Source organism: Microbacterium sp. SORGH_AS_0454, from assembly GCF_031453395.1.
GTDB lineage: Bacteria > Actinomycetota > Actinomycetes > Actinomycetales > Microbacteriaceae > Microbacterium.
Genome location: NZ_JAVIYS010000001.1, coordinates 1,229,184 through 1,251,854, shown reverse-complemented (window position 1 = coordinate 1,251,854; position 22,671 = coordinate 1,229,184). Strand labels below are relative to the sequence as shown.

Sequence of the window (22,671 nt, the reverse complement as noted above, 5' to 3'; positions counted from 1 at the left end):
GCCGGGGCGGAAGGGCGGGTCAGCGGTCGACGGGGGCGTTCGGGGTGGTGAGACCGGCCGGAGCGACCTTCGCGGGGGTCGCGAGGCTGCGGCGGCCCGGTCGCTTCTGCAGGCGGGCGGCGAGACCCGAGAGGCCGCCGTTGAGTGCGAGGAAGATCACGGTCACGACCACGAAGGTCTGGATGAGCAGGCCGTTGAAGCTCGACAGCACCTGGCCGCGGTACAGCAGCTCGGTGAACGCGACGATGTAGCCCAGCGAGGTGTCCTTGAGCAGGCTGACCAGCTGCACCACGAGCGAGGGTGCGACGAAGCGCAGGGCCTGCGGAAGGACCACCTTGCGGTCGACCTGCCAGCGGGTCATGCCGAGGCTGAGACCGGCTTCGGCCTGCCCGCGCGGGAGGGCGAGGACGCCCGCACGGATGATCTCGGCGAAGGCCGCGGCATTGGCGATCGTGAGCGGGATGACGAGCTTCCACAGCACCGGGAAGTTCAGGCCGAGCTGGGGAAGGCCGAACAGCATGAGGTAGATCAGCAGCAGCACGGGGACCGTGCGGGCGATCTCGATGTAACCGGTGCAGAGCCAGCTGATCCAGCGGACGCGGCTGAGGCGCCCGAGCGCGAGCAGCAGGCCGAGCACGAAGCCGAACACGGCGGTCAGGGCAGCGGCCTGCAGCGTGCCGAGCAGACCGACGCCGAGGTACTCCCAGATCGCGATGTCGAGGAACGGCAGCCAGCGGTCGCTGTCGAGCTGGCCCTTCGACGCGAACTGCACGAGGGCGAGGGTGATCAGACCCAGGATGACGACGGCGCTGACGATCGACCAGATGAGGATGCGCCGGCGGGTGCGGGGCCCCGGCTCGTCGTAGAGCGAAAGGGTGGAGGTCATCGGCGGATCCTCAGCTTCTTCTCGAGGCGGCCGGCGGTGAGGCCGATCGCCAGCGCGAGCACCATGTAGATGAGCCCCGCCGCGGTGAAGATCAGGATGGGCTGAGCCTCGACGAGGTTGAGCTTGTTGGCCGCGCTCGTCAGCTCGACGACGCCCACCGCGGCGGCCAGGGCGGTGTTCATGGTGAGGGCGATCATGACGTTGCCGATCGGCTGGATCGCGGCCCGCAAGGACTGGGGGATGACGAGCACGCGCAGCGTCTGACCGAGCGAGAAGCCCAGCGCCCGGCTGGCCTCGATCTCGCCCCGGCTCACGGTGTTCACTCCGCTTCGCACGGCCTCGGCGACATACGCCGCTTCGTAGAGAGTGAGCACGATGATGGCCGTCGGGGTCAGGGGCAGGAGGAATCCGGCATCCGGCAAGGCGAAGACCGCCAGCACCAGCAGCACCAGAAGAGGCACGTTGACGAAGAACTGCACGTAGGCGAAGGCGGCCCAGCGCAGCACCGGCACGGGGCTGATGCGCGCGGCGGTGACGAGCGTGCCCAGCACGATCGACCCGATGCCGGCCGAGACGGCGAGCAGGATCGTCGTTCCGAGCGCTTGCGCGATCGGTCCGGCGCTCGAGGCGAAGAAGTCCATGGGGTCCTCAGGAGAGCGGGAGGGAAGAGGGAGACCGGCGCCCGTCATGTGCGGAACGGGCGCCGGTCGGTCGGTGGCTCAGGAGCCGGGAACGCTGCCGATCGCGGGGGGAGTCGGAGCGCTCGTCTCGACGGCCGAGCCCAGGGTGGCGTCCCAGATCTTGGCCCAGGAGCCGTCGTCCTGGATCTTCTTCAGCCAGTCGTTGATGAACGACTTGAACTGCGCGTCGTCCTTCTTCAGGCCGATGCCGTACGCCTCGCTGGTGAAGGGCTGGCCGACGACCTTGATGCTCTTGTCGTCGATGGCGTGGCTCGCGAGCAGGGTGAAGTCCTGCACGTACGCGTCGCCGCGGCCCTGGGTCAGGGCCTGGAGGGCCTGCGGGTCGGTGGCGAAGCTCACGATGGTCGCGGTGGGCTGCTTCTCGGGCACGGCCGTGACGGCCGGGGTGTTGGCGCCGACGATGACGGTCTTGCCGCCCAGGTCGTCGATGCCGTTGATGTCGGTGTTGTCGCTGCGGACGGCGACGGCCAGACCCGACTCGAGGTACGGGCCCGCGAAGTCGACCTGCTCGGCGCGCTTCTCGGTGATCGTGTACGTGTTGAAGACGACGTCGACGGTGCCGTTGGCGAGGAGGGCCTCACGCGTCTCGGATGCCGGCGGGACGATCTCGACGTTGGGCTCGCCCAGGATGTAGATGGCCAGCATCTTCGCGAGGTCGGCGTCGAAGCCCTGGACGTCTTCGGGGTTGGTGGGGTCCTGCTGCGACAGCAGGGGAGCGTCGAGGGCCTCCGCGACGATGAGCTTGCCGCGCGCCTTGATCTTGGCCATCGTCGAGTCCGGGATGAGGGCCGCGGCGTCGGCGACGGGGGCGTTGGCGTAGACCTCTTCGAGGCTGCTGGCCTTGGCCGAGGCGCTGGGGTCGGACCCGGGGACGGCCGCGGTGCCGGACGAGCACGCGGCGAGAGACGCGACCGTGGCCGCGGACGCCAAGAGGACGAGGCCTCGGCGAAGGATCGAGCGAGAGGAGATCACGGGTACTGCCTTTCGGTTGCTGGTGCGTGCGGCGCGAGCCGCGTCGGGGGCGGGGAGGATGTCAGTGGGCGAGGATCTTCGACAGGAACGCCCGCGCGCGGTCGCTCTCGGCGCGGGTGAAGAAGCGCTCGGGGGTGGTGTCTTCGACGATGCGGCCGTCGTCCATGAAGATGACGCGGTCGGCGGCACGCCGGGCGAAACCCATCTCGTGCGTGACGACGACCATCGTCATTCCTTCTTCGGCGAGCGAGGTGATCACGTCGAGCACTTCGCTGACCATCTCGGGGTCGAGGGCCGAGGTCGGCTCGTCGAACAGCATGAGCTTGGGCTTCATCGCCAGCGCGCGGGCGATCGCGGCGCGCTGCTGCTGACCGCCGCTGAGCTCGCCGGGAAAGCGGTCGGCCTTGTCGGCGATGCCCACGCGATCGAGCAGGGCGAGACCCTCTTCGCGTGCCTTCTTCAGCGGCACCTTCGACACGATGCGCGGGGCCAGGGCGACGTTGTCGAGCACCGTGCGGTGCGCGAACAGGTTGAACGACTGGAAGACCATGCCCACCTCGGCGCGAAGGTCGGCGAGACCGCGGCCTTCGCTCGGCAGGGGCACGCCGTCGATCGTGATGGTGCCCGAAGTGATGGTCTCGAGGCGGTTCAAGCACCGGCAGAGGGTCGACTTGCCCGAGCCCGACGGGCCGACGATCACGACGACTTCGCCGCGGGCGACGTCGAGATCGATGTCCTTGAGCACGTGGTGGTCACCGAAGTGCTTCTGCACCTCGCGGACCGCCACGAGGGGCGCCGCCGCCGGGGCGGAGGGTGATGCGGGCGTCGACACGGGCGCAGATCCTTCCCGCGGACTCGCCGCGATGTCGGGTACAGCCGACGCGGGAGGAGATTTCCGCGTCGTTGGTGAAATCAAACTAACAACGCCATGTTACAGAGATAATTCGAGACAGATACTCCAACTTTGGACTAAGCTGGAGGGGTGCAGCCTCAATCCGTCGCCCTGCCGTCCTTCAGCTCGCAGACCCTCGCGGTGCTGACGCCGTTGCGCACGGGCGCCGCACGATCGCGCGCTGAGCTCGCCGCGCACACGGGGCTGTCGCCCTCGACCGTCACGGCACGCGTGGATCCGCTGATCGCGTCCGGTGTCATCGTCGAAGACGGCACCGACGATTCGCGAGGCGGTCGCCGACCCCGTCGTCTCGCCATCCGCGGCGACCTCGGGGCGGTCGCCAGCATCGATCTCGGCGTCGAGCGCAGCACGATCGGGCTGGTGGACTACGCCGGCATCTCCCTCGCCCACCGGCACCTCGTGCTGGATCTGGCGGAGGGTCCGGATGCCGTTCTCCGCCGCGTCGCGAGAGAACTCGACGCGCTGGCCGAGGCGAACGGCGGCCCGACGGTGACGGGTGCGGCGATCGCGCTGCCGGGGCCGGTGTCGGCGGAGACCGGTCGTCTCGTCGCCCCTTCGCGCATGCCCGGGTGGCACGACGTCGACGTCGCCCTTCTTCTCTCCGACATCCTCGGAGTGCCGGCCCTCGCGAGCAACGACGCCAACTGCATGGCCGTCGGCGAACTCGTCGGGGGCAACCCTGACGCTCGCAATCAGGTTTTCATCAAGGCCGGGTCGGGCATCGGTTCGGGCGTCGTCGCCGGAGGCCAGCTCTACACGGGTCGGAGCGGTGCTGCCGGTGACATCAGCCACGTCACCGTGCCTGGAGCGACCCCCGTGCCCTGCTCGTGCGGGCGCGTCGGCTGCCTGGACGCGGTGGCGAGCGGGTCGGCTCTCACCCGCGCGGCCCAGGAGGCCGGCCGGGACGTCTCCGACGTCGAGACCGTCATCGACCTGGCGCGCAACGGCGACGCTCTCGCCACCGGCCTTCTGCGTGAGGCGGGCAGCATGACCGGCGGCGTCCTCGCCACGATCGTCAACTTCTTCACCCCCGACCGGCTCGTCGTCGGTGGCTCGCTCAGTGCGTCGGACGTCTTCATCGCCGCGATCAAGTCGAAACTGTGGGCCGATTGTCTGCCGATGGCGACGGAGAACCTCGAGGTGGCCGTGCCTCGCCACCCGCGCACGGGCGGCATCCTCGGAGCTGCGCGACTGTTCTTGGATGCCGTTTTCGGCCCCGAGGCTGCTCGTTCGGCGCTACGGACGGCTTAGCGCGCGTCGTCCTCCTGGGGCTGCGCAAGCGAGCGGTGTTGCGCGGGCGCACGCAGGTCCGGGGCTGCGTCGACGACCGGCTCCTCGCTCACCTCCAGATTGTGATCGGCAACAAACTCCGCTGCGGAGAGCCCTTCTACTTCTCATGGAAGGAAGATCAGTCCGTCGGCGGCGGACGCTCGTCGGTGGGGGTGCACCCGGGCGCAACGCTCGTGTTCAAGTTCGGCGGCAACAAAGCCCCGGTCATCAATCGCACGTGGCTCGAGGCGCCGATGTACACGGCGAGCAGCCCCGCGGGCCTGCGCATCGTGCCGGAGCCCCGAGAGGAGGCCCCGGATCCCGCCGGACTGACGAGCTGACGACGCCGACCGATCGCCTTCTCCCTCCAATCGCGAAACCGACCGGGTGCGCCCTCTAGAAGGTCGCCACCGCGAACCGGGTGGAGGCGGCGTCGAAGCGTGCGCGCTCATCGGCCAGACGCTGCCCGAACTCCTCCGATGCCGTCGGTCCGAAACCCACTTCCTCTCGGCGCGCGGTGATGCCCTCGAACGCGGCATCCACGAAGGAATCGACGTCGGCACCGTGGGACAGGCCGGGGCCCGCGAGCCCCGTCGCTACCGCGGGGGGAATCAGCTCGGTCACGCAGACGGAGGTCGACGTGAGGGAATGCCGAAGAGTCATGGTGTAGCTGTGCAGGGCTGCTTTCGCGGCACTGTATGTGGGGGCGAACGGCTGCGGGATGAAAGCGCCACCCGACGTCACATTCACGATCTGGGCACCGTCCGGTCGTTCCAGCAAGAGTGGGGTGAGCAAGGTTGTCAGGTGGATGGGGGCTCCCAAGAGGATGTCTATCTCCGCCTGCCTCTCCGACCACGGGGAATCGTCATCGGCGATTCCGATCCGCCGCTGAATCCCCGCGTTGTTGATCAGCACGTCGAGACTCGGGTGATCGGTCGCGATCGACTCTGCGAGTTCCTCGCGATCAGACGGACGCGAAAGGTCGCCCGCGAAGGTCACGGCACCGGGAAGCTCTACCCGTAAACGGTCGAGGCGCGAGACGGAGCGGCCGGTGACCACGACGATGTCTCCTCGCCGGTGGTAACGCCGGGCGAGCGCGAGGCCGATGCCGGCGGAGCCGCCGGTGATGAGTACTGTCTGATGTGTTGACATGACAACATGGTGAACGGAACGCGTTTACATGTCAACACGCAAGCCCTTATCCTGATGTCATGCCTGACACCTTCACCGTCGACGAGGGCAAGAGGTGGACCGCCTGGAAGCGAGCCGCAGAGGCAGTCATGGCGGGTGTCGGGGAGTCCATCGCAGACTCCGCCGGGATCTCGGCGTCGGACTTCTCGGTGCTCACGCGACTCGTCGAAGAGGGGGGCGGTTCGCTGCGCCAGCAGCATCTCGCCGACCAACTCGACTGGGAGCGTAGCCGTCTCTCTCGTCATCTGAGTCGGATGGAAGGCCGCGGGCTCATCAGTCGGCGACAGAACGGTGCCGAGCGCTGGATCGCAGCCACCGAGGACGGCCGAGCCATCGTCGTCGTGGCTCGCCGTGCTCACGCCACCGCCGTGCGACGGCTGCTCTTCGACCGGATCCCCCCTGCCGAGCGTGAGATGTTCTGGAGCACCGTGTCACGCATCGCCGACGGCGGCTGAGCGCGCGCACGAGCTGACGGATCGGGAACACCGGTGGTCCGTTCTTCGTGCGCCGCGAGGTGGCCGTGCCTCGCCGCCCGTGCACGGGGGCATGCTGGGTGTGACGTAGGTCCACGGGTGCCCGGGCCGATCAGGCGGACGGTCGCGGTCCACGGGTCAGTAGTTCGCCACGCTGTAGTCAGATCGCCAGTTCTGGTAGGTGTAATCGAGCGTGTACAGCAGTTCGCCGTCCCATACGCAAGACGAACCCGATGCTCGGGTCGAGTAGGGGCAGGTCGTCGGGGACCAGACCTGTTGTACGTCGTCCGGTGCCCACTGCCACAATCGGCTACCGGTCGACTCCGTCGTCAAGGCGAAGGTATAGGTTCCTCCGACTGCGACCGCCGTCACCGAGGTGTCCCGCAGGGTGTTGTCGAACTCGAGCCACAGCCATCCGTTCGCGTCGCTGCCTCGTCGCAGCATCCGACCATCACCCAGGCGGGCTTCGACCTGGCCGTAGTAGTTCACGGCCACCTGCGTGATTCGGGAACCTGAATCCAGATAGGGTTTCGGTACCTGGATGGGATCCCCGGGCCATTCGTGTCCGTCCACCTTTACGGTTCCCCAGGCCCACAAGGTGCCATTCTGTTCCAGAACGAACGAGGCCCCGAAGGCGGCTGGCATGACCTGGGTAATGGGAGAAGCGTTCGGGATCGCGACATGGTAGGGCGTCGGCTGATCGACGTTGCTGTGGTTTCCCACAGCGCCATAACGATTCCGCCCCCAGGCCCAAACACGGCCGTCCAGGCCGGTTGCCATAGCATTCCCTCCCTGTATCGCGAGCGAAGATACTCGCAGGTCGCGAACGAGGATCGGGACGGAGCTATTCGTGAAGGAACCGTTGCCGAGCGTGCCCGTCACGTTGTTTCCCCATATCCACATCGTCCCGTAGGTATCGACGACGCCCATTGATGCCGTATACCCCGACACGCTCGCGAGGGAGCGAATCGAGACGCCGCTAGGGAATGACACTCGCTGTGGGAGCAGCTGATCCTGCGTGTTCCCTATCCCTAACTGACCGGACTCATTCGCACCCCAGGTCCAAACGGTCCCGTCGTCTAGGAGTGTGGCCGACCACCAAGTTCCTGCCGCTATCTGCTTGGCCGTTCTCCCTGCAGGGAGGATCACCTTGACGGGAGAGGAGGAGTTTGCGGTGGAGTTGTTTCCAAGCGCACCTTGACCCCCCGAACCCCATGCCCAGATGGCGCCGTTCTCGTCGATAGCGAGCGTGTGCTGCTGGCCGGCGGCGACAGATACGTATCGCACATGCGACGGCCTCGGATCCAAATCGGTATACGACCGACCTGTGCCGGAGTAGATGTCGCGCGCGGCGTAAGACCCGACGTGCCTGGTCACGCGGTACGTCACTCCCGTGGTGACCTGGTTGTCCGCTGCCCAGGTCTGACCGTAGACATCGGCCCACGAAAGCTGGTGGCCCGCCGCGCTGGACCAGTCGTCGCGGAAGTTTGCCGGAGCTTCGAGGGTTGCTGCCGTGAGCGAGTTACCCGTCACGGCCTTCCCCGCGGTGAAATACGCCGCCGTGGCCTGGGGTGAGGTCGCGCCCAGGGCGAGAGCCACGATGGCCGCGATGGCCGACAAGCGCACCACCCCTCGGAACGTGGCTTTTCGTACGGGCGACATATTTCCCTCTCCTTGAACGTGGCGCGCGCAGAGTCGCCACGCGCGCGTCATATTCGAACCGTTTCAGTCCGTTTCAAACCTAAATGTACCGTATAGTGGGCAGGAGATATCCGAGGACCGGCTCACCCTGCCTCGCACCGCGACACGTTAGGTGCGAAGCAGGCGGCCATGATGGATTCCACCCGCCGGGCAGCTGCGCACGCCCGGGGTGGTCTCAACGCCGACGCGCGGCCACAGCGGCGCTCGCCGATGACGGAGGAGGCGGTCCTGCGGGTTCGGAGTGGACCAGGGCTCAGAACAATTCGTGTCTGTCGTGCGCGCCGCCTGATGCTCGACGACAACCGCTCACCTCAGGGTGCCTCCGCAGGCCTGTCATTCAGCCCTTCGGAACCTCGATCCTCACCGGCTCGCCCCACGCGGTGAACTGCTGCATCGTGGTGGTTTCGATGCCGCCGAACGCCCCCGTCTGTTGAATGGCCACGACGCGGTGGCCTTGGCCCAGCCACACCGTCATGTCTGTCACCTCGACCCCGAATGCCGAGAAGGAGCCGTCGGCGTGCACCCTCCACGCCCGCACATCGGTACCGTCGGGCAGCGACACGGTGTCTTGATCGGGCTGCACGGTCCACCCTGGGGCCGCCGCGAGGAGCGCAGCGGCGGCCGAGGGGTCGGCGAAGGCCCGATACGCCTGACCCACCGTGGCGGCGATCACCGCGCGGTAGTCGCTGCTGGTCTTGTCGGCACGCACCCATGCGCCGTCGAAGCTGACCCACGCTTCGGTCGGCGTGAGCACGAAGTCGTGCGTGCCGTTGGAGCCGGTGAAGGATCCCGAGGTGGCCGGGGCGTCGCCGAAGAGGAAGTCGGCCTCCCCGGTGAGATCTGCCGACTGCAGGTGCAGGTGCCCGCTGCCGGCGGCCCGCGAGAACGCGATCACGCAGGCGGCGAGAGCCTCGCCCGTGACCTTCGCGTCGGCGATGAGGTCGACGTCGTCGCATTCCTCCGGCGACGACACGGCCGTCGCGCCGGTGGGTGTCTGCGACCCGATCGCGGTCGGGGTGGCGGATGCCGCCCCGGGGTCGGCCGTCGGCGCGCAGGCACTGAGCAGCACGAGGGCGGTCGTGACGAGAGCAAGCCCCGAGACCTTCGTCGGCGTTCGTCGCATGGCATCCACTTTAGAAACAAGCGTGAGGAGGCGCGACGGCTCCGCGCATGAACGCCAGGAGCCACTGCCGCGGGGGCAGTGGCTCCTGGATCGTTCCGTTGTGGCGGTCAGCTCGACCGTCGTGTCGTGCGGTATCGGCGAACCAGGGTCACCGCGATTCCGGCGGCGAGGATGCCGAGTGCCAACCCGAGGGGGGCGAAGGGAGCTGATCCCGTCGTGGCGAGGTGGCTCGAGGTGGATGCGGCTCCAGCGGTGCTGTTGCTGTTGCCGGTTCCTGCACTGGCGGTGGGGGTGACCTGGACGGTGAAGGAGTTGGTGAGGTTCCCGACCTTGAAGGTGATGGTGTGCGGGCTGGCGTGGTTGAACGTCACGGTGGTGAGGTTCGTGGTCGGGTCGTAGGTGATGGTGTCGGTGTCGACGCTGGAGGTGGTCACCGGTTGAACGTTTCCTCGGGTGGTGGGGTTGCCGTACTGGTCGACGGGCATCGTGTCGAACACGATCGAGTCGCCCTGGTTGGCGGTGATCGTCGTGGCGACGGTCCCGTCCGGGGCGACGGCCCACCGCGTGGTGCTGCTGCTGTCGCCGGGAGACACGAGGGCTTCAAGAGCGGTGGCGGTGCCGGGGGCGATGGTGAGCTTCACGTACTCGGTGGCGGTGCCGACGCTGTTGGTCGCGGTGATCTTGACCTTCCAGGTGCCGGCGCGGGTGGAGGACCCGGCGAGGATGCCGTTGGTGAAGGTGACGCCGTCGGGCAGGACGGTGCTGTCGGTGTCGTCGTTTTCGATGCTGTAGGTGGGGGCGGGGGTGCCGGTTGCTTTCAGGTCGCTGAAAGAGAACGCCTCACCGGCGACGACGCGTTTGGTGACCGGGGCATTACTGGAGGAGTCGATACTGAACGAAGGGGTCGTGGAGGTGGCCACCGTGACGGTGGTATCCGCGGTGGAGGGGCCGTAGGAGGAGTCGCCCGTGTACGAGGCGGTGATCGTGTGGGTGCCGGCGGAGAGAACCTTTGACAGCGTCGCGGTCCCGCTGGTGAGGGTGGCCGAGCCCAGCTCGGTGCTGCCGTCTTTGAAGGTCACGGTCCCGGTCGCTGCGGCGGGGGAAACGGTTGCCGTCAGCTCCGTCGGTATTGCGTCGTTCGGGTTGTCGCTGACCTTCAGGTCGGTCGTGGTGGCGACCTTCGGGTCTGTGTAGGTGATCACGATCTTCCCGTTGCCTGCGTTGCTGTATGGGGCGCTGACATTCGTCGCCGACTCAGCGACGAACCCGGACCCGCCACCACCCGCGCCGGCGATGCTCGAGTAGGGATCGGTTCCGCCGCCGCCGCCACCGTAATAGCCGCCGCCGCCGCCCGCGCCGGTCAGGGATTGGCCTTGACCGCTGGGGTTGTTCGCTCCGGCGCCGCCAACCCCGAAAGAGGACCCGCCGGAGGCGGCAGCCGTGCTCCCGGAAGAGCCCACATACGCGACCGAGTTATAGCCGCCGGCGCCGGGGCCAGAGGCCGTCGCCCCCTTTCCGGAGAGGCCGGATGCGTAAGTAGTGTTGCTGTCGCTTCCGGACGAACCGGCGCCGGCGGAGCCGCCGTGGCCGCCGGGCACGGCGTAGGCGATGGTGTTGCCCCCGGACTCTACGAGCGCAACGCCGGTCCCGCCGCCGCCGCCGGCCGCGAGGAGCAGCGACCCGGCACCGGCAAGGAAGCTTCCGCCGCCGCCTGCACCGCTGCCGTATGAACCGTAATAGTTCTTCGTGCCGGCTGATCCGCCGCCGCCATAGCCGCCCCTTGCGGCCGACGCCTGGTAGTCGGCGACGCCAGGTTTGCCTGCGCCACCCACGGTAGCGACCAGATCCTCACCGGCAATAACGGGAAGCGTCGCTTTCACCACGCCACCCAGACCCCCTTCGCCCGCCCCGAGGGGAAAATCTCCGAATTTTGCATGTCCACCTGAACCGGCCGCCACGGTCGCCGTGACGCTGGTGACGCCCTCGGGCACCGTCCAGGATTCGGGGGAGCCGGTGTAGCCGAATGTCACCGTGCACACACCCGAGTCGCATGAGGTGTCGGACGCTTGCGCGGTGACCGCCCCGGCGAAGGTCATCGCCGCGGTCATGACAAGGCCCACACCTCCCGCGACGACACGACGAGCGAATGTTGACGAGGGCGAGCGCATAGCGGTTCTCCTGAGTTGGGCAGACGGGATGACGCGCGGGGCATCAGTACACCGAAGACCATATCTGACCCGATTCGTTCCTAATCGATCCGCTGGGTAACGATCGGATGTCGCACTGCTCGACGCTGCCGCAGAGAGACCGAATGCTGCCTGGCGCGTCGGTGCCCGGTCGGCGCCAGACCCTGCGCGTGGACTACGTCACGAACGGCGAACCGGCGCGCATGCTGCTTCCCGAGCCGTTGGCTCTCCCAACGCTTCCCGGGGCCAGCATCTACGTAACGGAGTACTTCGACATGTTCGCCCGGGCGCCCGTGATCAGGGCGACCCGGGCGGCGTCGAGGTTCTCCACCGCTGCGCGCGACGCGTAGCCGTCGCCCGCGAAGGCGCGGAACGCGCAGAAAGGCCCCACCCGCCCCGCAGCGTGACACGCTGGATCCGAAGGAGGGATCGCGATGACCGACCCCACACCCGCCGACCGGCTGCGCACGGCCCTCGAACACTCCGACGCATCGGCACGGCTTCAGGCCGCGCTCGCCGCGGGGACGCGGCCGGACGATCGCTACGTCGACGTCCTGGTCGCGCGGTGCGCGGTCGAGACCGACTTCTTCGTACGCGACATGCTGACGTGGGCGCTCACGCGTCACGACCCCGCGCGCACGGTTCCGGCGCTGCTTCCCGAGGTGGGGTCCGAGATCCCGCAGGCGCGGAGCCAGGCCCTGCACACGCTGTCGAAGATCGGCGACCCCGTCGCGTTCACGGTGATCACGCCCGCGGTCCTGCGCGACAGGCACCCCGAGGTGGCTCGGGCGGCCTGGCGGACGGCATCCGGTCTCGTTCCCGACGACCAGCACGAGAGTCTCGCCGACGAACTCTCGACCCAGTTCGGCAGGGGTGATCACGACACGCAGCGGAGCCTGAGTCGGGCCTTCGCCGCGATCGGCTTTCGTGCCGAGCCCGCCGTGCAACGCGCCGCGGCCTCGCCGTACGACGTCGTCAGCGCGCACGCCCGGGCGACGGAGATCATCATGGACGACCCGGATGCCGACTTCGCCGCCGCCGCCGTCGAGGCCCGCCGTCTCGTGGCTCAGCGCGCGCTTCCGGTCGAGGAGTGAGCCTCGAGCTCAGTGGTAGTGCGTGACCCACGCCCACAGCGGCGGTCGGCGTCGTCGCGCGGACGTCTCCCGGGTCTGATGGACGGCGGCCAGAGCGGTCATGGGTTCGAGGTCCGCGGGGGCGACGGCGCTTTCCACGGGCGCGGGGCCGCTGCACAGCTCGGCCGCGAGGTCGGCCACCTCGCTCGCGGTCGGACGCCCCTCGGGGTCGGGGGCGGTCATGGCGGTGAGCAGCACCTCCCAGCCGTAGCCGAAGCGCTTCGGGACTTCGGGGTCGTAGTCGAGGGGCCCCAGCACGAGCTCCTGCATCGCCCCGCCACTGAGCGGGCCGTCGGCCGTGAGCATCTCCTCCGCGAGCAGACCCAGGGCGTAGATGTCGGATGCCGGTGTCGCCGGCTCGCCGTGCAGCCGCTCGGGCGGGAGATACGCGGCATCCGGCTGCGTCCGTGTGGAGGCGGGGCGGGCGCCGAGCACCTGAGTGACCCCGAAATCGCCGAGGACGGCGGTGAACGGGCGTGACGCGGCACGCTCGGGACGGAGCAGGACGTTCGACGATTCGAGGTGCTGGTGCACGATACCGACCTCGTGGATGGCGGCGAGGCCCTCGGCGACGTCACGCAGAAGGCCCGCTGCGAAGTCGGGGGCGAGCGAGCCGTGATCGTCGAGGTGCTGGCGAAGCGTGGGTCCGGGGATGAACTCCATGACGAGGAGCCCGTGTCCCTCGCCGGTGAGGTGCGCGTCGTAGAGCGTCACCAGCGACGGGTGATCGAGGGCCGTGAGAATGCGCGCGGCCGCGAGCCGATGCCGGGGGTGGGAGGGCTCGTCCGGGTCGAGCGGGAAGACCTTCACCGCGACGTCGCGCGCGAGCACGTCGTCGCGAGCCCGGTAGACCGTTTCCTCGCGGTCGGCGCCAAGGCGTTCGATCAGGCGGTATCGCCCACCGAACGCGCCGTCGAGCGACGGCAACGTGGACGTCTCGCTGCCCATGGCGTGCTCGTCCGGGGGTCGATCGTGGTGAGGGGGGAATTCAGACAGTGTCGTCACACGAGAGGGTCGCCGTTGTCGCTGGTGCGACGGGTGGTGACGCGCTGGCCGCTGGCGGGATCGATCGTCGAGCGGCTCACCGACTCGGTGGAGCGACGGCGGAACACCAGGACCAGGCTGATCAGGAAGACCACCACGCCCGCCGCCATGAGGATGTACCCGATGGTCTGGAGGTTCGCCACGCCGCCGAGGTCGAGATTGACCGCGAAGGCCAGGATGGCGCCGATCACGAAGAGGGCGATGCCGCTGCCGATGCCCATGGGAACTCCCTCGTTGCTGTGCTCGTCTCGGGGCGGCGACCGATGAGGCGGACCTTCACCGGTGCCGATCGCTCACACGCTACTGAGCGAGCGGTTTTCCCCGCGACCGATGGCGCGGCGCATTCTCGGGGTGCATAATGGACGACCTTCAGCGACGGATCGACGCTTTCGCGGCGCTCGGGGATCGCGGACGGCTGCGGATCGTCGACTCTCGCGTCCGGCGATGTGTCATCGGGCGAGATCGCGGCGTGCGCCGGCGGCGCGGAAAACGGTGCCGGCGTGCGGTCGCGGGGCCGTCGCCTCAACGGTCGTCGGCGCCTCCGTCAAGCCCCGGACTTTTCAGCCGATGTTGAAACTGGACGGGTAACTTCTCGGGAGTCGGTGTGGACTCGTGCGCCCGCACGGGTCGCTGATCGCCGGCGCGAGCGACGACACGGAGGCGATGACCATCAGCACGATGACGGCACCCGCACCCCTCGTCACCCCTACGGCATCCCGTCCCGCGAACCCCGCTCGCCACCTGCCGTCGCTCACGGGGCTCCGCTGGGCCACGGCCATGCTGATCTTCGGCCACCACCTCATGGCGGTGGAGTACTTCGGTGGGACGGCGGGAACGGTCTGGGCGTTCCTCTTCGAGGCCGGAAAGACCGGCGTCACCCTCTTCTTCATCCTCTCGGGCTTCGTGCTCGCGTGGGGCTACAAGCCGCAGCAGAGCGCCGGATCGTTCTACTGGCACCGCTTCGCGCGCATCTACCCCCTGCACGTCGTCGGCGTGATCCTCGCCGTGATCGCGGCCTCGACCCTCGTGCCCGAGATCCGCACCGACGGCGCAGCGCCGCTCGTCGCGAACGTCTTCCTCGTCAACGGCTGGGTGCCCGACTGGTGGCAGGCCGGCAACCCCGCGAGCTGGTCGCTCGTGTGCGAGGCCTTCTTCTACCTGAGCTTCCCGTTCCTCATCCGCCCCCTCGTGCGCCTGTCGAGCCGCGCGCGGGTCGTCGTGGTCGTGGCATCCCTCGTGCTCGTCGCCCTGGCCCCGCAGATTGCCGCGGTGTCTCCGGTGCCGATGGCGGCGGCATCCACTCCCCTCCTGCGCCTGCCCGAGTTCGTGCTGGGCGTCACCCTCGCGCTGGTGCTCAAGAGCGGGGCATGGATGCCGCTGAAGCTGCGCTACACGGTCCCGCTCGCCGTCGTGGGCTACGCCCTGTCGGAGGCGCCCCCGATCCCCGGCACCGACATCCACCCCGGCCTGGCCGCGACCGTCGGGTCGTTCGCTCTGCTGGTGGCCTCTCTCGCCGCCGCCGACGCGCACGGGCGGTCGACGTTCCTCGCGCGTCCGCTGTGGCAGGAACTCGGTCGGGTGTCGTTCGCGTTCTACCTCGTGCACCTGCTCGTGATCGCGTCGGTGTCGTCGTCGTGGCCCGACGGTCACCCCCAGCTGCCCTGGCGGCACGCGCTTCTGCTCGCGCTCGCCGCTTTCGCGATCGCGCTGGCGATCGCGTGGGTGCTGCACCGGGCGGTCGAGATCCCGGCGCAGAAGTGGCTGCTGCGGTACGACCGGTCGCGGCACGTGTCGGAGGGCACGGGCGCTGCGGTCGGGGGAGAGGCGCGCGCGTCGACTGCCGCTTCCCCCGCCTCCCGCTAGGCTCGCGGGATGTTCGGGGCGCACATGTTGATCCTCCTGCTCACCTGGGGCGTGGCCCTGGTCGCGATCGGCGCGGTGCTGTACGTCGCCGTGCGTCTCGCGGTGCTACACGCGCTGAAGGCGCACACCCGCTGGGTCGAGTCCGGGCAGCGCTGAGGCGGCGCCCGACCGCTCCCGAGGGCCTGGGTCGAGAACAGGGGATTCGCTGAGAACAGGCCGTTTCGCGGCGAATCGTCCTGTTCTGGTGGCATCCCCTGTTCTCGTGACGCGGCGGTCCGGGCCGCGACACGCCCGGCCCACCGATCGTCCAGATTCGCCTCGGTACACTTCCCTGTGCCCGAAACACAGCTGAACCCCGACCGCGATGCCGCGCGGGCGGTATCCATCGATCCGACCGAGCTCGAGATCGCGCTGCGCGTCATCGACGCCGCGTCCTCGCTCGACCCCGAGGATCCCGCGTACATCGCCCTGCGGCGCCAGACCGGCAAGCTCTACAAGGACGTCAAGCGCCAGTCGCGCAAAGAGAAGCGTCAGCGCATCGCCGAGGCCGACCGCGCGGTCGTGGCCGCGACCGCCACGGGCGCCGCCGACCGCATCGACGACGAGACGCGCGGCATCCCGCTGGCCGCTCGCACGTCCATGCCCTTCGCCGGAGAACTCATCAAGGCCCGCGCCTGCTACATCTGCAAGCAGGATTACACCCTCGTCGACGCGTTCTACCACCAGCTCTGCCCCGACTGCGCGGCCATGAGCCATGCCAAGCGCGACGCCCGCACCGACCTCACCGGCAAGCGGGCCCTGCTCACCGGCGGCCGCGCGAAGATCGGCATGTACATCGCGCTGCGGCTGCTGCGCGACGGCGCCCACACGACCATCACCACGCGCTTCCCGCGCGACGCGGTGCGCCGCTTCTCGTCGCTGCCCGACAGCGCCGAATGGATCCACCGGCTCAAGGTCGTCGGCATCGACCTGCGCGACCCCGCCCAGGTGATCGGGTTGGCGGAGTCCGTGGCATCCGAGGGTCCTCTCGACATCCTCATCAACAACGCAGCTCAAACGGTTCGGCGTTCTCCGGGGGCCTACAAACCCCTGGTGGATGCCGAACTCGCACCGCTCCCGGACGGTCCGCTGCCCGAGCTCGTCACGTTCGGCCACACGAACGACGCCCACCCGCTCGCGCTCGCGCAGTCGGTGTCGGCGCACCCGATCCTCGCGTCGGCCGCGCGCACCGCGGACGAGCTGACCGCCGAGGCGATGGCGGCGGGGTCGTCGTCGCTCGAGCGTCTGGCCGCCGGTACGGCGATCGACGCGGGCGGGCTCGTGCCCGACGAGGACCGCATCAACAGCTGGACGCAGCACGTCGACCAGGTCGAGCCCCTCGAGATGCTCGAGGTGCAGCTGGCCAACATGACCGCGCCGTTCCTGCTCGTCAGCAGACTGCGCCCCGCGATGGCGGCGTCTTCGGCGCGGCGCAAGTACATCGTCAACGTCTCGGCGATGGAGGGCGTCTTCGGTCGCGGGTACAAGGGCCCCGGCCACCCGCACACGAACATGGCCAAGGCCGCACTGAACATGCTGACGCGCACGAGCGCGCGCGAGATGTTCGAGTCGGACGGCATCCTGATGACCGCGGTCGACACCGGCTGGATCACCGACGAGCGCCCGCACTTCACCAAGGTGCGCCTCGCCGAGGAGGGTTTCCACGCCCCGCTCGACCTCGTCGACGGCGCGGCGCGCGTGTACGACCCGATCGTGCGCGGCGAGGCCGGCGAGGACCTGTTCGGGATCTTCCTGAAGGACTACAACAAGGGCAGCTGGTAAGGCGCCGCGGGGTGGGCGCGGGGCGTGCCCGGCGCCCGCTCCGGTGCCGCGCCCGGTCCGGCCCGGCCCGGCCCGGCCCGGTCCGGCCCTGTTGAGTGTCCAAAACACCCGGACGATTTTCGAATCCGTCCGGGTGTTTTGGACACTCAACGCGCGTTCGGGTCGCGAGGGCCTCAGGCGGGCAGGAAGTACTCGCGCGCGAGAGGGGCGATCTCGAGACCGGATGCCGTGGCCGCGGTGACCCAGCGGAGCTCGGCGATCTCGGCATCCGGGGTCGGCTCCTGGTCGCCGATGTCGACGCGGAAGACCTCGGCCACGACCTCGAAGCCTGGTTCGTTCGCCGCGCTCGCGGCGTAGGAGCCGAGGGGTTCGAGCAACGCGGGGTCGACGCGCAGGCCGACCTCTTCGGCCAGTTCGCGCGCGAGCGTCTCGGCGGGCGTCTCGCCGACCTCGGGCTTGCCGCCGGGCTGCATGAACGCCGTCGTGCCGGCCTTGCGAACGAGCAGCAGGCGCCCCTCGGCGTCGGTGATGACCGCGGCCGAAACGTGGATACGGCGCGGGGGAGTGGCATCCGGGATCACCCCGGCACGGTAGCACCCGGGAGCCGCCCTCCCGGCGCGGAGGGGGCGTGGGCGTGGGCGTTGAGTGTCCAAGAAACCCGGACGTTTTGCGGAATCGTCCGGGTGTTTTGGACACTCAAGTGGGGGCGTGGGGGCGTGGGGGCGTGGGGGCGTGGGGGCGTGGGGGCGTGGGCGTGGGCGTGGGCGTGGGCATGGGCGTTGAGTGTCCAAGAAACCCGGACGTTTTGCGGAATCGCCCGGGTGTTTTGGACACTCAACACTCGACGGGCGCCGTGCGACGGTCCCGCGGGTCAGAGGGCGCCGCGGCGGATGCCGGTGACGATCGGCCGCGTCGACGCCAGTGCCGCGGCCACCAGCGCGAAGCCCGCGGCGAAGGTCAGCGCGATCGTGAGCACCGAGAGCGGCGCGACGATCAGGCTGATCCCGGCGAGGGGAAACGCGAGCATCAGGCCGAGAACCGCACCTCCCACGGCGGCCCACCGCAGCGGCACCATGACGGTGATGCGGCGGGCGCGGCGGAGCTCGGCATCCGGGATGCCGAGGCGATCCAGGCCCACGATCAGCTCGCGCTCCTCGAGCACCGACGCCGCCTGCGTCACCCCCACCGCGCACGCGAGCAGGACGAAGGCGATACCGAGGGTCACGAGAACGCCCGTGCGGATGTCGGCCATGAGGGGGCCTGCTTCGGCGGCGGCGGCGGCGTCGGCGATCGCGAGACCGCACCCGGCGACGACCGCGATGAACGACACGAGCGCCATGCCCGACACGCGGCGCCAGGCGGGGCCCGCGTGGGCGGCGAGCTCTCGGCCGGCGACGAGCTCGGCGGCGGAGCGGGCGCGACGGGCCATCGCGCGCCCGCGGGCGGCGACGATCGGGGCGCCGATGAGGTTGAGCAGGGCGAGGGCCCCGGCGAAGAGGCCGAGCAGCACGACGAGGGTCACGGCCGGCCCCAGCAGCGGTGCCAGAGTGCCGAGGTTCGCCACGAGTGCCACGACCCCCACGATGAGCACCGCCCCGACGACGAACGCCGTGGTCTTCTTCGCCGGCGCCTCGCTGCGTGTGCGCACGCCGAGCGGGGTGACGGCGACGCCGCGCAGGCTCGCCGCCGCGCTCGCCGCGCCGATGAGCACCACGGATGCCAGCACCCCGGCCCCCAACGGCGGGTCGACGACCACGGCACCGACGCCGACCGGCCCGCCGAAGAACGGCAGCAGCCCGACGAGGGGAAGGAGGGCGGCGTACAGCAGCACTCCGGCGAGGGCTCCCGCGGTCGCGATCGCGGTCGCCTCGAGCACGGTCAGCGACCACAGCTCGCGTGTGCTCGCGCCGAGCAGGCGCAGGGTTGCGAGGCGGTCGTTGCGGCGGCGGCTCGTCAGGCGCGCGGCGGCCGCGCCGAGGGTGACGAGCGGTACGGCGAGCAGCACCAGGGCGAGCACGGCCAGGATGCCGTAGAGCCCTCCCTCTGCCCCGGCTCGCGGGTCCACGAGGAACATGCGCGCCCCGCCCGCGACCACGAGCAGCAGCGCGGTGGTGACGGCGAACGCGACGACCGGGAGGGCGATCGCCGCCCGGCCCTGGCGCGCGGGGCGCGAGAGCAGCCGGGCGAGGGGGAGGACGTTGCTCATCGGTTCGCCTCCGTCGAGGTCGAGGTCGAGGTCGAGGTCGAGGTCGAGGTCGGGGTCGAGGTTGAGGTCGAGGCCGGGGCCGGGGCGGACGCGGGGGCCGGCCACGCCGCAGCGGATCGCGGCGCCGAACTCGCGGGCGACAGCGCTTCCGTGGCATCCGTCTCCGAATCCCCGACGATGCGTCCGTCGCGCACCCGCACGATCCGCGAGCAGCGGCGGGCGACGTCGGCATCGTGCGTGACCATGACGAGCGTGCGGCCCTGGCCGGTCGTGGCGAGCAGCAGGGCGTCGAGCACCTCCGACGAGGTCGCCGAGTCGAGGGCGCCGGTCGGCTCGTCGGCGAAGACGACGGGAGCCCCGGTCACCTGGGCGCGGGCGATCGCGACGCGCTGCGCCTGACCGCCCGAGAGCTGGCCGATGCGCCGACCCTCCATTCCCGCGAGACCCAGGGCGGCGAGCCAGACGGCGGCGTGCCGCTCGGCATCCTGTCGGCGAAGGCCCTTCAACAGCAGGGGGAGCGCTGCGTTCTCGACGGCAGTGAGCTCGGGCAGCAGCAGATGCTCCTGGAAGACGAAGCCGAGCGCTTCGCGACGCACCCGGGCGCGCTCGCTCTCGCTCAGCCCGACGAGCTCGCGCGGGGCGGCGCCGGGGGCGCTCAGCACGATGGAGCCCGCGTCGGGGGCGATGACGGCGGCGAGGCAATGCAGCAACGTGGTCTTGCCCGAGCCCGAGGCGCCCATCACCGCGACGGACTCTCCGGCTCGGATCGTGAGCGAGACGCCGTCGAGGGCGCGCAGCGCGCCGTACTGCTTGACGAGGCCGGAGGCGGTGAGCACGGGTGAGGAGGTCATGTTCCCATCCCAGCGAGCCGGGGCCTCGGGGTCGTCCGCCCCGGGGAGTATCCGCGTCCCCCTCGAGATCGATCTGTCGCTCAGCCGCCGGTCGCTTTGCTTCGGCCTACGCCGGGCACATCGGGCACCGTGATCCCCGTCGCGGCGGCGGCGGTGCTCGTGGTGTCCGCCGGGTGGGTGCCGACCGCGCCGCCCCGGCCGACGGCTCGGCGGTCATCCAGGTGCAGGTGACCGCCGGCGCGGGTGCTCCGACGTCATCCGCGCCGACGTCCGTCTCGAACGCGATCGCAGAACACGCAGAGGGACCGAGCCGTGCGGCCCGGTCCCTCTGCGTGCTCGAGTGTGGTTCAGGAGCAGGTGTACGTCACACCGTCGACGTAGTGCTGCCCCGGTCCCAGGTCGCCGCACGCGGCGAAGATGCCCGCGAAGACGCTGATGACGATGATGGCGACGATGATGCCCACCACGAGAAGGACGGCGCCGACGATGATGCCGATCAGCGCGGGGGTGTTCTTGTACCCGGCCTTCTTCGACTGCACGAGAGCGACGATCGAGATGATCAGGCCGATCAGGTTGAACGGGAAGGCGACGATGAGGCCGATGATGCCGAGCGTCTTGCCCGGGTAGGTGGTTCCGGCGGGTGCGGGCTGCGTGGTCACGATGTTCTCCTCTGGTGTCGGACACGATGCCCTCGGCCGCGGTCGAGGGGCGATGCTCGGGCCGCTCGAGGGATCGTCGAGAGGCTATCGCCCTGGCTGCTCAGCGTCGGGGAGGCGCGATCCTCCTGCCGCCGCACACCGGACGACGGCCTCAGGAGCGGCCAGGGTGCTCAATCGACGAACGCTGTCGGCGCGAGAGGTCGTGAATCCCCCGGTGATGTCTCGCCCTCATCGCTCGGCGGTGTCCGGTCGGTCCTGAGCGGCCTCGCGTCCGACGAAGGCGGATGCCAGCACGTCGACGACGTCGTCGAGGGCCTGCTCGTCGTGACTGCTCAACCACCACTCGACCAATCCGTCGACGCTCGCGCGGAGGGCGGCGGCGACGATCGGCGTGGGGGTGTTCAGGGTGCGCCCGGTCGCGTCCGACCACCGCTCGATGCTCTGGGCGATGGCCCGCACGCTCGCCTCGATCTCGCTCTGCGCCGCGGCGCGCAGTTCGGGATGGGCGCGGGCGGATGCCGTGAGCTCGCTCACCACGCGGTACTCGCTCTCGTGGCGGCGGAGATCGCGAGCGAGGCCGTGCAGCGAAAGGCGCACGGCCTCGGCGAACCCGTCCAGCGGCAGGTCGTCGGCCCAGACCGCGTCGAGCGCGCGTTGCGACGCGCGGTGGAGCACGGCCTCGACGAGGGCCTGCTTCGACCCGAAGGCGTAGGTGACCACGCGGTGGGCGACGCCCGCGCGCTCGGCCACCCGTCGCAGGCTCAGCGCGGATGCCCCCGCATCGGCGACGACCGAGAGCGCGGTGTCGAGCAGGCGCTCTCGGCGCTCCTCGAGGGGAAGGTAATCACGAGTGGGGGCCTCGGTGTTCACGGCGTTCTCCAAGCGATCGGGGCGGTCGAGTCTCGCATACTGAATATATCCATTCGGACCAATTGGAGGTCGAGATGACCGAACTGCACGTCACCCCCGCTCGCGAAGCCGACCTCCCCGCCGCTGCGGCCGTGCTCGCGCACGCATTCCGCGACGACCCCGTGATGGCCGCGATCCTGCCCGGAGGGCGCCGCCTTGAGCGGCTCACCACCCTGTTCACGGCCATGCTCCGCGGTGCCCCCTTCGAAACCGGCAGCGTCGACCTCGCCCGCCGCACCGGCGGCGACGAGATCCTCGGGGTCGCCGCGTGGGAGGGCCCCGGCGCGCCGTCCCTGCCCTGGCGTCAGATCCCCGGGTACCTGTCGGCGCTCGGCCTCGCCGGTGTCGTCCGGGCCGCCGCCCTGTCGTCGCGATTGGCCCGCCACCGTCCTCGCTCACCGCACTGGTACCTGGCGCAGATCGGCGTCTCGCCGAAGGCTCGAGGACTCGGCGTCGGCGGCGCGCTCCTGCGCTCCCGGCTCGAGACTCTCGACGTCACGCGAGAGGCTGCCTACCTCGAGTCGTCGACCCCCGACAATCGTCGCCTGTACAGCCGCCTCGGCTTCGAAGAGATCGCCCCGATCCGTGGCATCCGCGGGGCCTTTCCGATGGCGATGCTGCGCCCGTCCGCTCCCGCCCGGCAGGCGGTGCCCGCTCGAGCGGTCTGACGAGGGGCCCGGGTAAGCGTCTCGACGTCGAGCGTCCACGAAGTCCGCTCAGGCGCCGAGGAATAGACTGGATGCCATCGACACCGTCTCTCCGGGACCCTC

24 protein-coding genes are annotated in these 22,671 nt (G+C 69.7%); 8 read left to right on the top strand and 16 right to left on the bottom strand.

What is annotated here, in order from left to right:
- Nucleotides 1–19 precede the first annotated feature (19 nt).
- The 4 genes from QE454_RS05770 to QE454_RS05755 all read right to left on the bottom strand — a co-directional run bounded on the left by QE454_RS05770 (nt 20) and on the right by QE454_RS05755 (nt 3,391).
- Nucleotides 20–886 carry an amino acid ABC transporter permease gene (locus tag QE454_RS05770; protein ID WP_307457126.1) on the bottom strand — a complete coding sequence of 289 codons (867 nt, stop codon included), beginning with the start codon at nt 884–886 and terminating at the stop codon, nt 20–22.
- Entirely contained in the window at nt 883–1,527 is a 645-nt protein-coding gene (locus QE454_RS05765; RefSeq protein WP_056224894.1) for an amino acid ABC transporter permease, read from the bottom strand. Before QE454_RS05765 ends, QE454_RS05770 begins: the two co-directional genes overlap by 4 nt.
- A 78-nt stretch (nt 1,528–1,605) precedes the next feature.
- Nucleotides 1,606–2,559: a glutamate ABC transporter substrate-binding protein gene (locus QE454_RS05760; RefSeq protein WP_267788709.1), complete on the bottom strand. Its 954-nt coding sequence runs from the start codon at nt 2,557–2,559 to the stop codon at nt 1,606–1,608.
- Between the two features lie 61 nt (nt 2,560–2,620).
- Entirely contained in the window at nt 2,621–3,391 is a 771-nt protein-coding gene (locus tag QE454_RS05755) for an amino acid ABC transporter ATP-binding protein (protein WP_210075409.1), read from the bottom strand.
- 150 nt (nt 3,392–3,541) lie between these two features.
- Between QE454_RS05755 and QE454_RS05750 the strand changes: the two genes are divergently transcribed.
- The gene (locus tag QE454_RS05750; protein ID WP_307457129.1) at nt 3,542–4,723 is read left to right on the top strand and encodes an ROK family transcriptional regulator; all 1,182 of its coding nucleotides are present in this window, start codon (nt 3,542–3,544) and stop codon (nt 4,721–4,723) included.
- 101 nt (nt 4,724–4,824) lie between these two features.
- Complete coding sequence (locus tag QE454_RS05745; protein WP_307457133.1) at nt 4,825–5,082, top strand: ATP-dependent DNA ligase; 258 nt, start codon at nt 4,825–4,827, stop codon at nt 5,080–5,082.
- Between the two features lie 55 nt (nt 5,083–5,137).
- On the opposite strand, the gene QE454_RS05740 is transcribed toward QE454_RS05745, so the two are convergent.
- A complete protein-coding gene (locus tag QE454_RS05740) occupies nt 5,138–5,893 on the bottom strand; it encodes an SDR family oxidoreductase (protein WP_210075403.1) in 756 nt (251 codons plus the stop codon).
- Between the two features lie 59 nt (nt 5,894–5,952).
- Here QE454_RS05740 and QE454_RS05735 point away from each other — a divergent pair, with 59 nt between their 5' ends.
- Nucleotides 5,953–6,387 (top strand): MarR family winged helix-turn-helix transcriptional regulator, encoded by a 435-nt coding sequence (locus tag QE454_RS05735; RefSeq protein ID WP_307457139.1) that lies wholly within the window; start codon nt 5,953–5,955, stop codon nt 6,385–6,387.
- Nucleotides 6,388–6,543: 156 nt separating this feature from the next.
- On the opposite strand, the gene QE454_RS05730 is transcribed toward QE454_RS05735, so the two are convergent.
- The 4 genes from QE454_RS05730 to QE454_RS05715 all read right to left on the bottom strand — a co-directional run bounded on the left by QE454_RS05730 (nt 6,544) and on the right by QE454_RS05715 (nt 11,806).
- A complete protein-coding gene (locus tag QE454_RS05730; RefSeq protein WP_307457142.1) occupies nt 6,544–8,067 on the bottom strand; it encodes a hypothetical protein in 1,524 nt (507 codons plus the stop codon).
- 376 nt (nt 8,068–8,443) lie between these two features.
- Entirely contained in the window at nt 8,444–9,229 is a 786-nt protein-coding gene (locus QE454_RS05725; RefSeq protein ID WP_307457145.1) for a hypothetical protein, read from the bottom strand.
- Between the two features lie 107 nt (nt 9,230–9,336).
- Nucleotides 9,337–11,337, bottom strand: coding sequence for an Ig-like domain-containing protein (locus QE454_RS05720; RefSeq protein WP_307457148.1), 2,001 nt, complete (start codon nt 11,335–11,337; stop codon nt 9,337–9,339).
- 331 nt (nt 11,338–11,668) lie between these two features.
- Nucleotides 11,669–11,806 (bottom strand): hypothetical protein, encoded by a 138-nt coding sequence (locus tag QE454_RS05715; RefSeq protein ID WP_307457151.1) that lies wholly within the window; start codon nt 11,804–11,806, stop codon nt 11,669–11,671.
- 43 nt (nt 11,807–11,849) lie between these two features.
- On the opposite strand from QE454_RS05715, the gene QE454_RS05710 reads away from it, so the two are divergent.
- Nucleotides 11,850–12,509 (top strand): HEAT repeat domain-containing protein, encoded by a 660-nt coding sequence (locus tag QE454_RS05710; protein ID WP_210076712.1) that lies wholly within the window; start codon nt 11,850–11,852, stop codon nt 12,507–12,509.
- 9 nt (nt 12,510–12,518) lie between these two features.
- Here QE454_RS05710 and QE454_RS05705 read toward each other — a convergent pair whose 3' ends face one another.
- The gene (locus QE454_RS05705; protein WP_307457157.1) at nt 12,519–13,496 is read right to left on the bottom strand and encodes a serine/threonine-protein kinase; all 978 of its coding nucleotides are present in this window, start codon (nt 13,494–13,496) and stop codon (nt 12,519–12,521) included.
- Between the two features lie 53 nt (nt 13,497–13,549).
- Nucleotides 13,550–13,813, bottom strand: a complete 264-nt coding sequence (locus tag QE454_RS05700) for a DUF6458 family protein (RefSeq protein ID WP_210076716.1) — start codon at nt 13,811–13,813, stop codon at nt 13,550–13,552.
- Between the two features lie 442 nt (nt 13,814–14,255).
- On the opposite strand from QE454_RS05700, the gene QE454_RS05695 reads away from it, so the two are divergent.
- The 3 genes from QE454_RS05695 to QE454_RS05685 all read left to right on the top strand — a co-directional run bounded on the left by QE454_RS05695 (nt 14,256) and on the right by QE454_RS05685 (nt 17,276).
- A complete protein-coding gene (locus tag QE454_RS05695) occupies nt 14,256–15,455 on the top strand; it encodes an acyltransferase (RefSeq protein WP_307457160.1) in 1,200 nt (399 codons plus the stop codon).
- 9 nt (nt 15,456–15,464) lie between these two features.
- On the top strand, nt 15,465–15,611 hold the full coding sequence (locus tag QE454_RS05690; RefSeq protein WP_210076720.1) for a hypothetical protein: 147 nt from the start codon (nt 15,465–15,467) through the stop codon (nt 15,609–15,611).
- 177 nt (nt 15,612–15,788) lie between these two features.
- Nucleotides 15,789–17,276, top strand: coding sequence for an SDR family oxidoreductase (locus tag QE454_RS05685; protein WP_307457163.1), 1,488 nt, complete (start codon nt 15,789–15,791; stop codon nt 17,274–17,276).
- Between the two features lie 173 nt (nt 17,277–17,449).
- Here QE454_RS05685 and QE454_RS05680 read toward each other — a convergent pair whose 3' ends face one another.
- The 5 genes from QE454_RS05680 to QE454_RS05660 all read right to left on the bottom strand — a co-directional run bounded on the left by QE454_RS05680 (nt 17,450) and on the right by QE454_RS05660 (nt 21,862).
- A complete protein-coding gene (locus QE454_RS05680) occupies nt 17,450–17,857 on the bottom strand; it encodes an NUDIX domain-containing protein (protein WP_210076724.1) in 408 nt (135 codons plus the stop codon).
- A 290-nt stretch (nt 17,858–18,147) separates the two neighbouring features.
- Nucleotides 18,148–19,587 carry an FtsX-like permease family protein gene (locus tag QE454_RS05675; protein ID WP_307457167.1) on the bottom strand — a complete coding sequence of 480 codons (1,440 nt, stop codon included), beginning with the start codon at nt 19,585–19,587 and terminating at the stop codon, nt 18,148–18,150.
- Nucleotides 19,479–20,333 carry an ABC transporter ATP-binding protein gene (locus QE454_RS05670; RefSeq protein ID WP_307457170.1) on the bottom strand — a complete coding sequence of 285 codons (855 nt, stop codon included), beginning with the start codon at nt 20,331–20,333 and terminating at the stop codon, nt 19,479–19,481. The genes QE454_RS05675 and QE454_RS05670 overlap by 109 nt, the downstream gene beginning before the upstream one ends.
- A gap of 347 nt (nt 20,334–20,680) precedes the next feature.
- Nucleotides 20,681–20,992, bottom strand: coding sequence for a hypothetical protein (locus tag QE454_RS05665; protein ID WP_267788687.1), 312 nt, complete (start codon nt 20,990–20,992; stop codon nt 20,681–20,683).
- 228 nt (nt 20,993–21,220) lie between these two features.
- Nucleotides 21,221–21,862: a TetR/AcrR family transcriptional regulator gene (locus QE454_RS05660; RefSeq protein ID WP_210076725.1), complete on the bottom strand. Its 642-nt coding sequence runs from the start codon at nt 21,860–21,862 to the stop codon at nt 21,221–21,223.
- Nucleotides 21,863–21,936: 74 nt separating this feature from the next.
- Here QE454_RS05660 and QE454_RS05655 point away from each other — a divergent pair, with 74 nt between their 5' ends.
- Nucleotides 21,937–22,569 (top strand): N-acetyltransferase, encoded by a 633-nt coding sequence (locus QE454_RS05655; protein WP_307457173.1) that lies wholly within the window; start codon nt 21,937–21,939, stop codon nt 22,567–22,569.
- Nucleotides 22,570–22,671 lie beyond the last annotated feature (102 nt).

What these genes read in the sequence shown, in the direction of transcription:
- QE454_RS05720 (WP_307457148.1), bottom strand. Translation starts at nt 11,337, where the DNA reads ATGACCGCGGCGATGACCTTCGCCGGGGCGGTCACCGCGCAAGCGTCC.
- QE454_RS05730 (WP_307457142.1), bottom strand. Translation starts at nt 8,067, where the DNA reads ATGTCGCCCGTACGAAAAGCCACGTTCCGAGGGGTGGTGCGCTTGTCG.
- QE454_RS05740 (WP_210075403.1), bottom strand. Translation starts at nt 5,893, where the DNA reads ATGTCAACACATCAGACAGTACTCATCACCGGCGGCTCCGCCGGCATC.
- QE454_RS05710 (WP_210076712.1), top strand. Translation starts at nt 11,850, where the DNA reads ATGACCGACCCCACACCCGCCGACCGGCTGCGCACGGCCCTCGAACAC.
- QE454_RS05735 (WP_307457139.1), top strand. Translation starts at nt 5,953, where the DNA reads ATGCCTGACACCTTCACCGTCGACGAGGGCAAGAGGTGGACCGCCTGG.
- QE454_RS05765 (WP_056224894.1), bottom strand. Translation starts at nt 1,527, where the DNA reads ATGGACTTCTTCGCCTCGAGCGCCGGACCGATCGCGCAAGCGCTCGGA.
- QE454_RS05655 (WP_307457173.1), top strand. Translation starts at nt 21,937, where the DNA reads ATGACCGAACTGCACGTCACCCCCGCTCGCGAAGCCGACCTCCCCGCC.
- QE454_RS05770 (WP_307457126.1), bottom strand. Translation starts at nt 886, where the DNA reads ATGACCTCCACCCTTTCGCTCTACGACGAGCCGGGGCCCCGCACCCGC.
- QE454_RS05690 (WP_210076720.1), top strand. Translation starts at nt 15,465, where the DNA reads ATGTTCGGGGCGCACATGTTGATCCTCCTGCTCACCTGGGGCGTGGCC.
- QE454_RS05695 (WP_307457160.1), top strand. Translation starts at nt 14,256, where the DNA reads ATGACCATCAGCACGATGACGGCACCCGCACCCCTCGTCACCCCTACG.
- QE454_RS05670 (WP_307457170.1), bottom strand. Translation starts at nt 20,333, where the DNA reads ATGACCTCCTCACCCGTGCTCACCGCCTCCGGCCTCGTCAAGCAGTAC.
- QE454_RS05725 (WP_307457145.1), bottom strand. Translation starts at nt 9,229, where the DNA reads ATGCGACGAACGCCGACGAAGGTCTCGGGGCTTGCTCTCGTCACGACC.
- QE454_RS05705 (WP_307457157.1), bottom strand. Translation starts at nt 13,496, where the DNA reads ATGGGCAGCGAGACGTCCACGTTGCCGTCGCTCGACGGCGCGTTCGGT.
- QE454_RS05700 (WP_210076716.1), bottom strand. Translation starts at nt 13,813, where the DNA reads ATGGGCATCGGCAGCGGCATCGCCCTCTTCGTGATCGGCGCCATCCTG.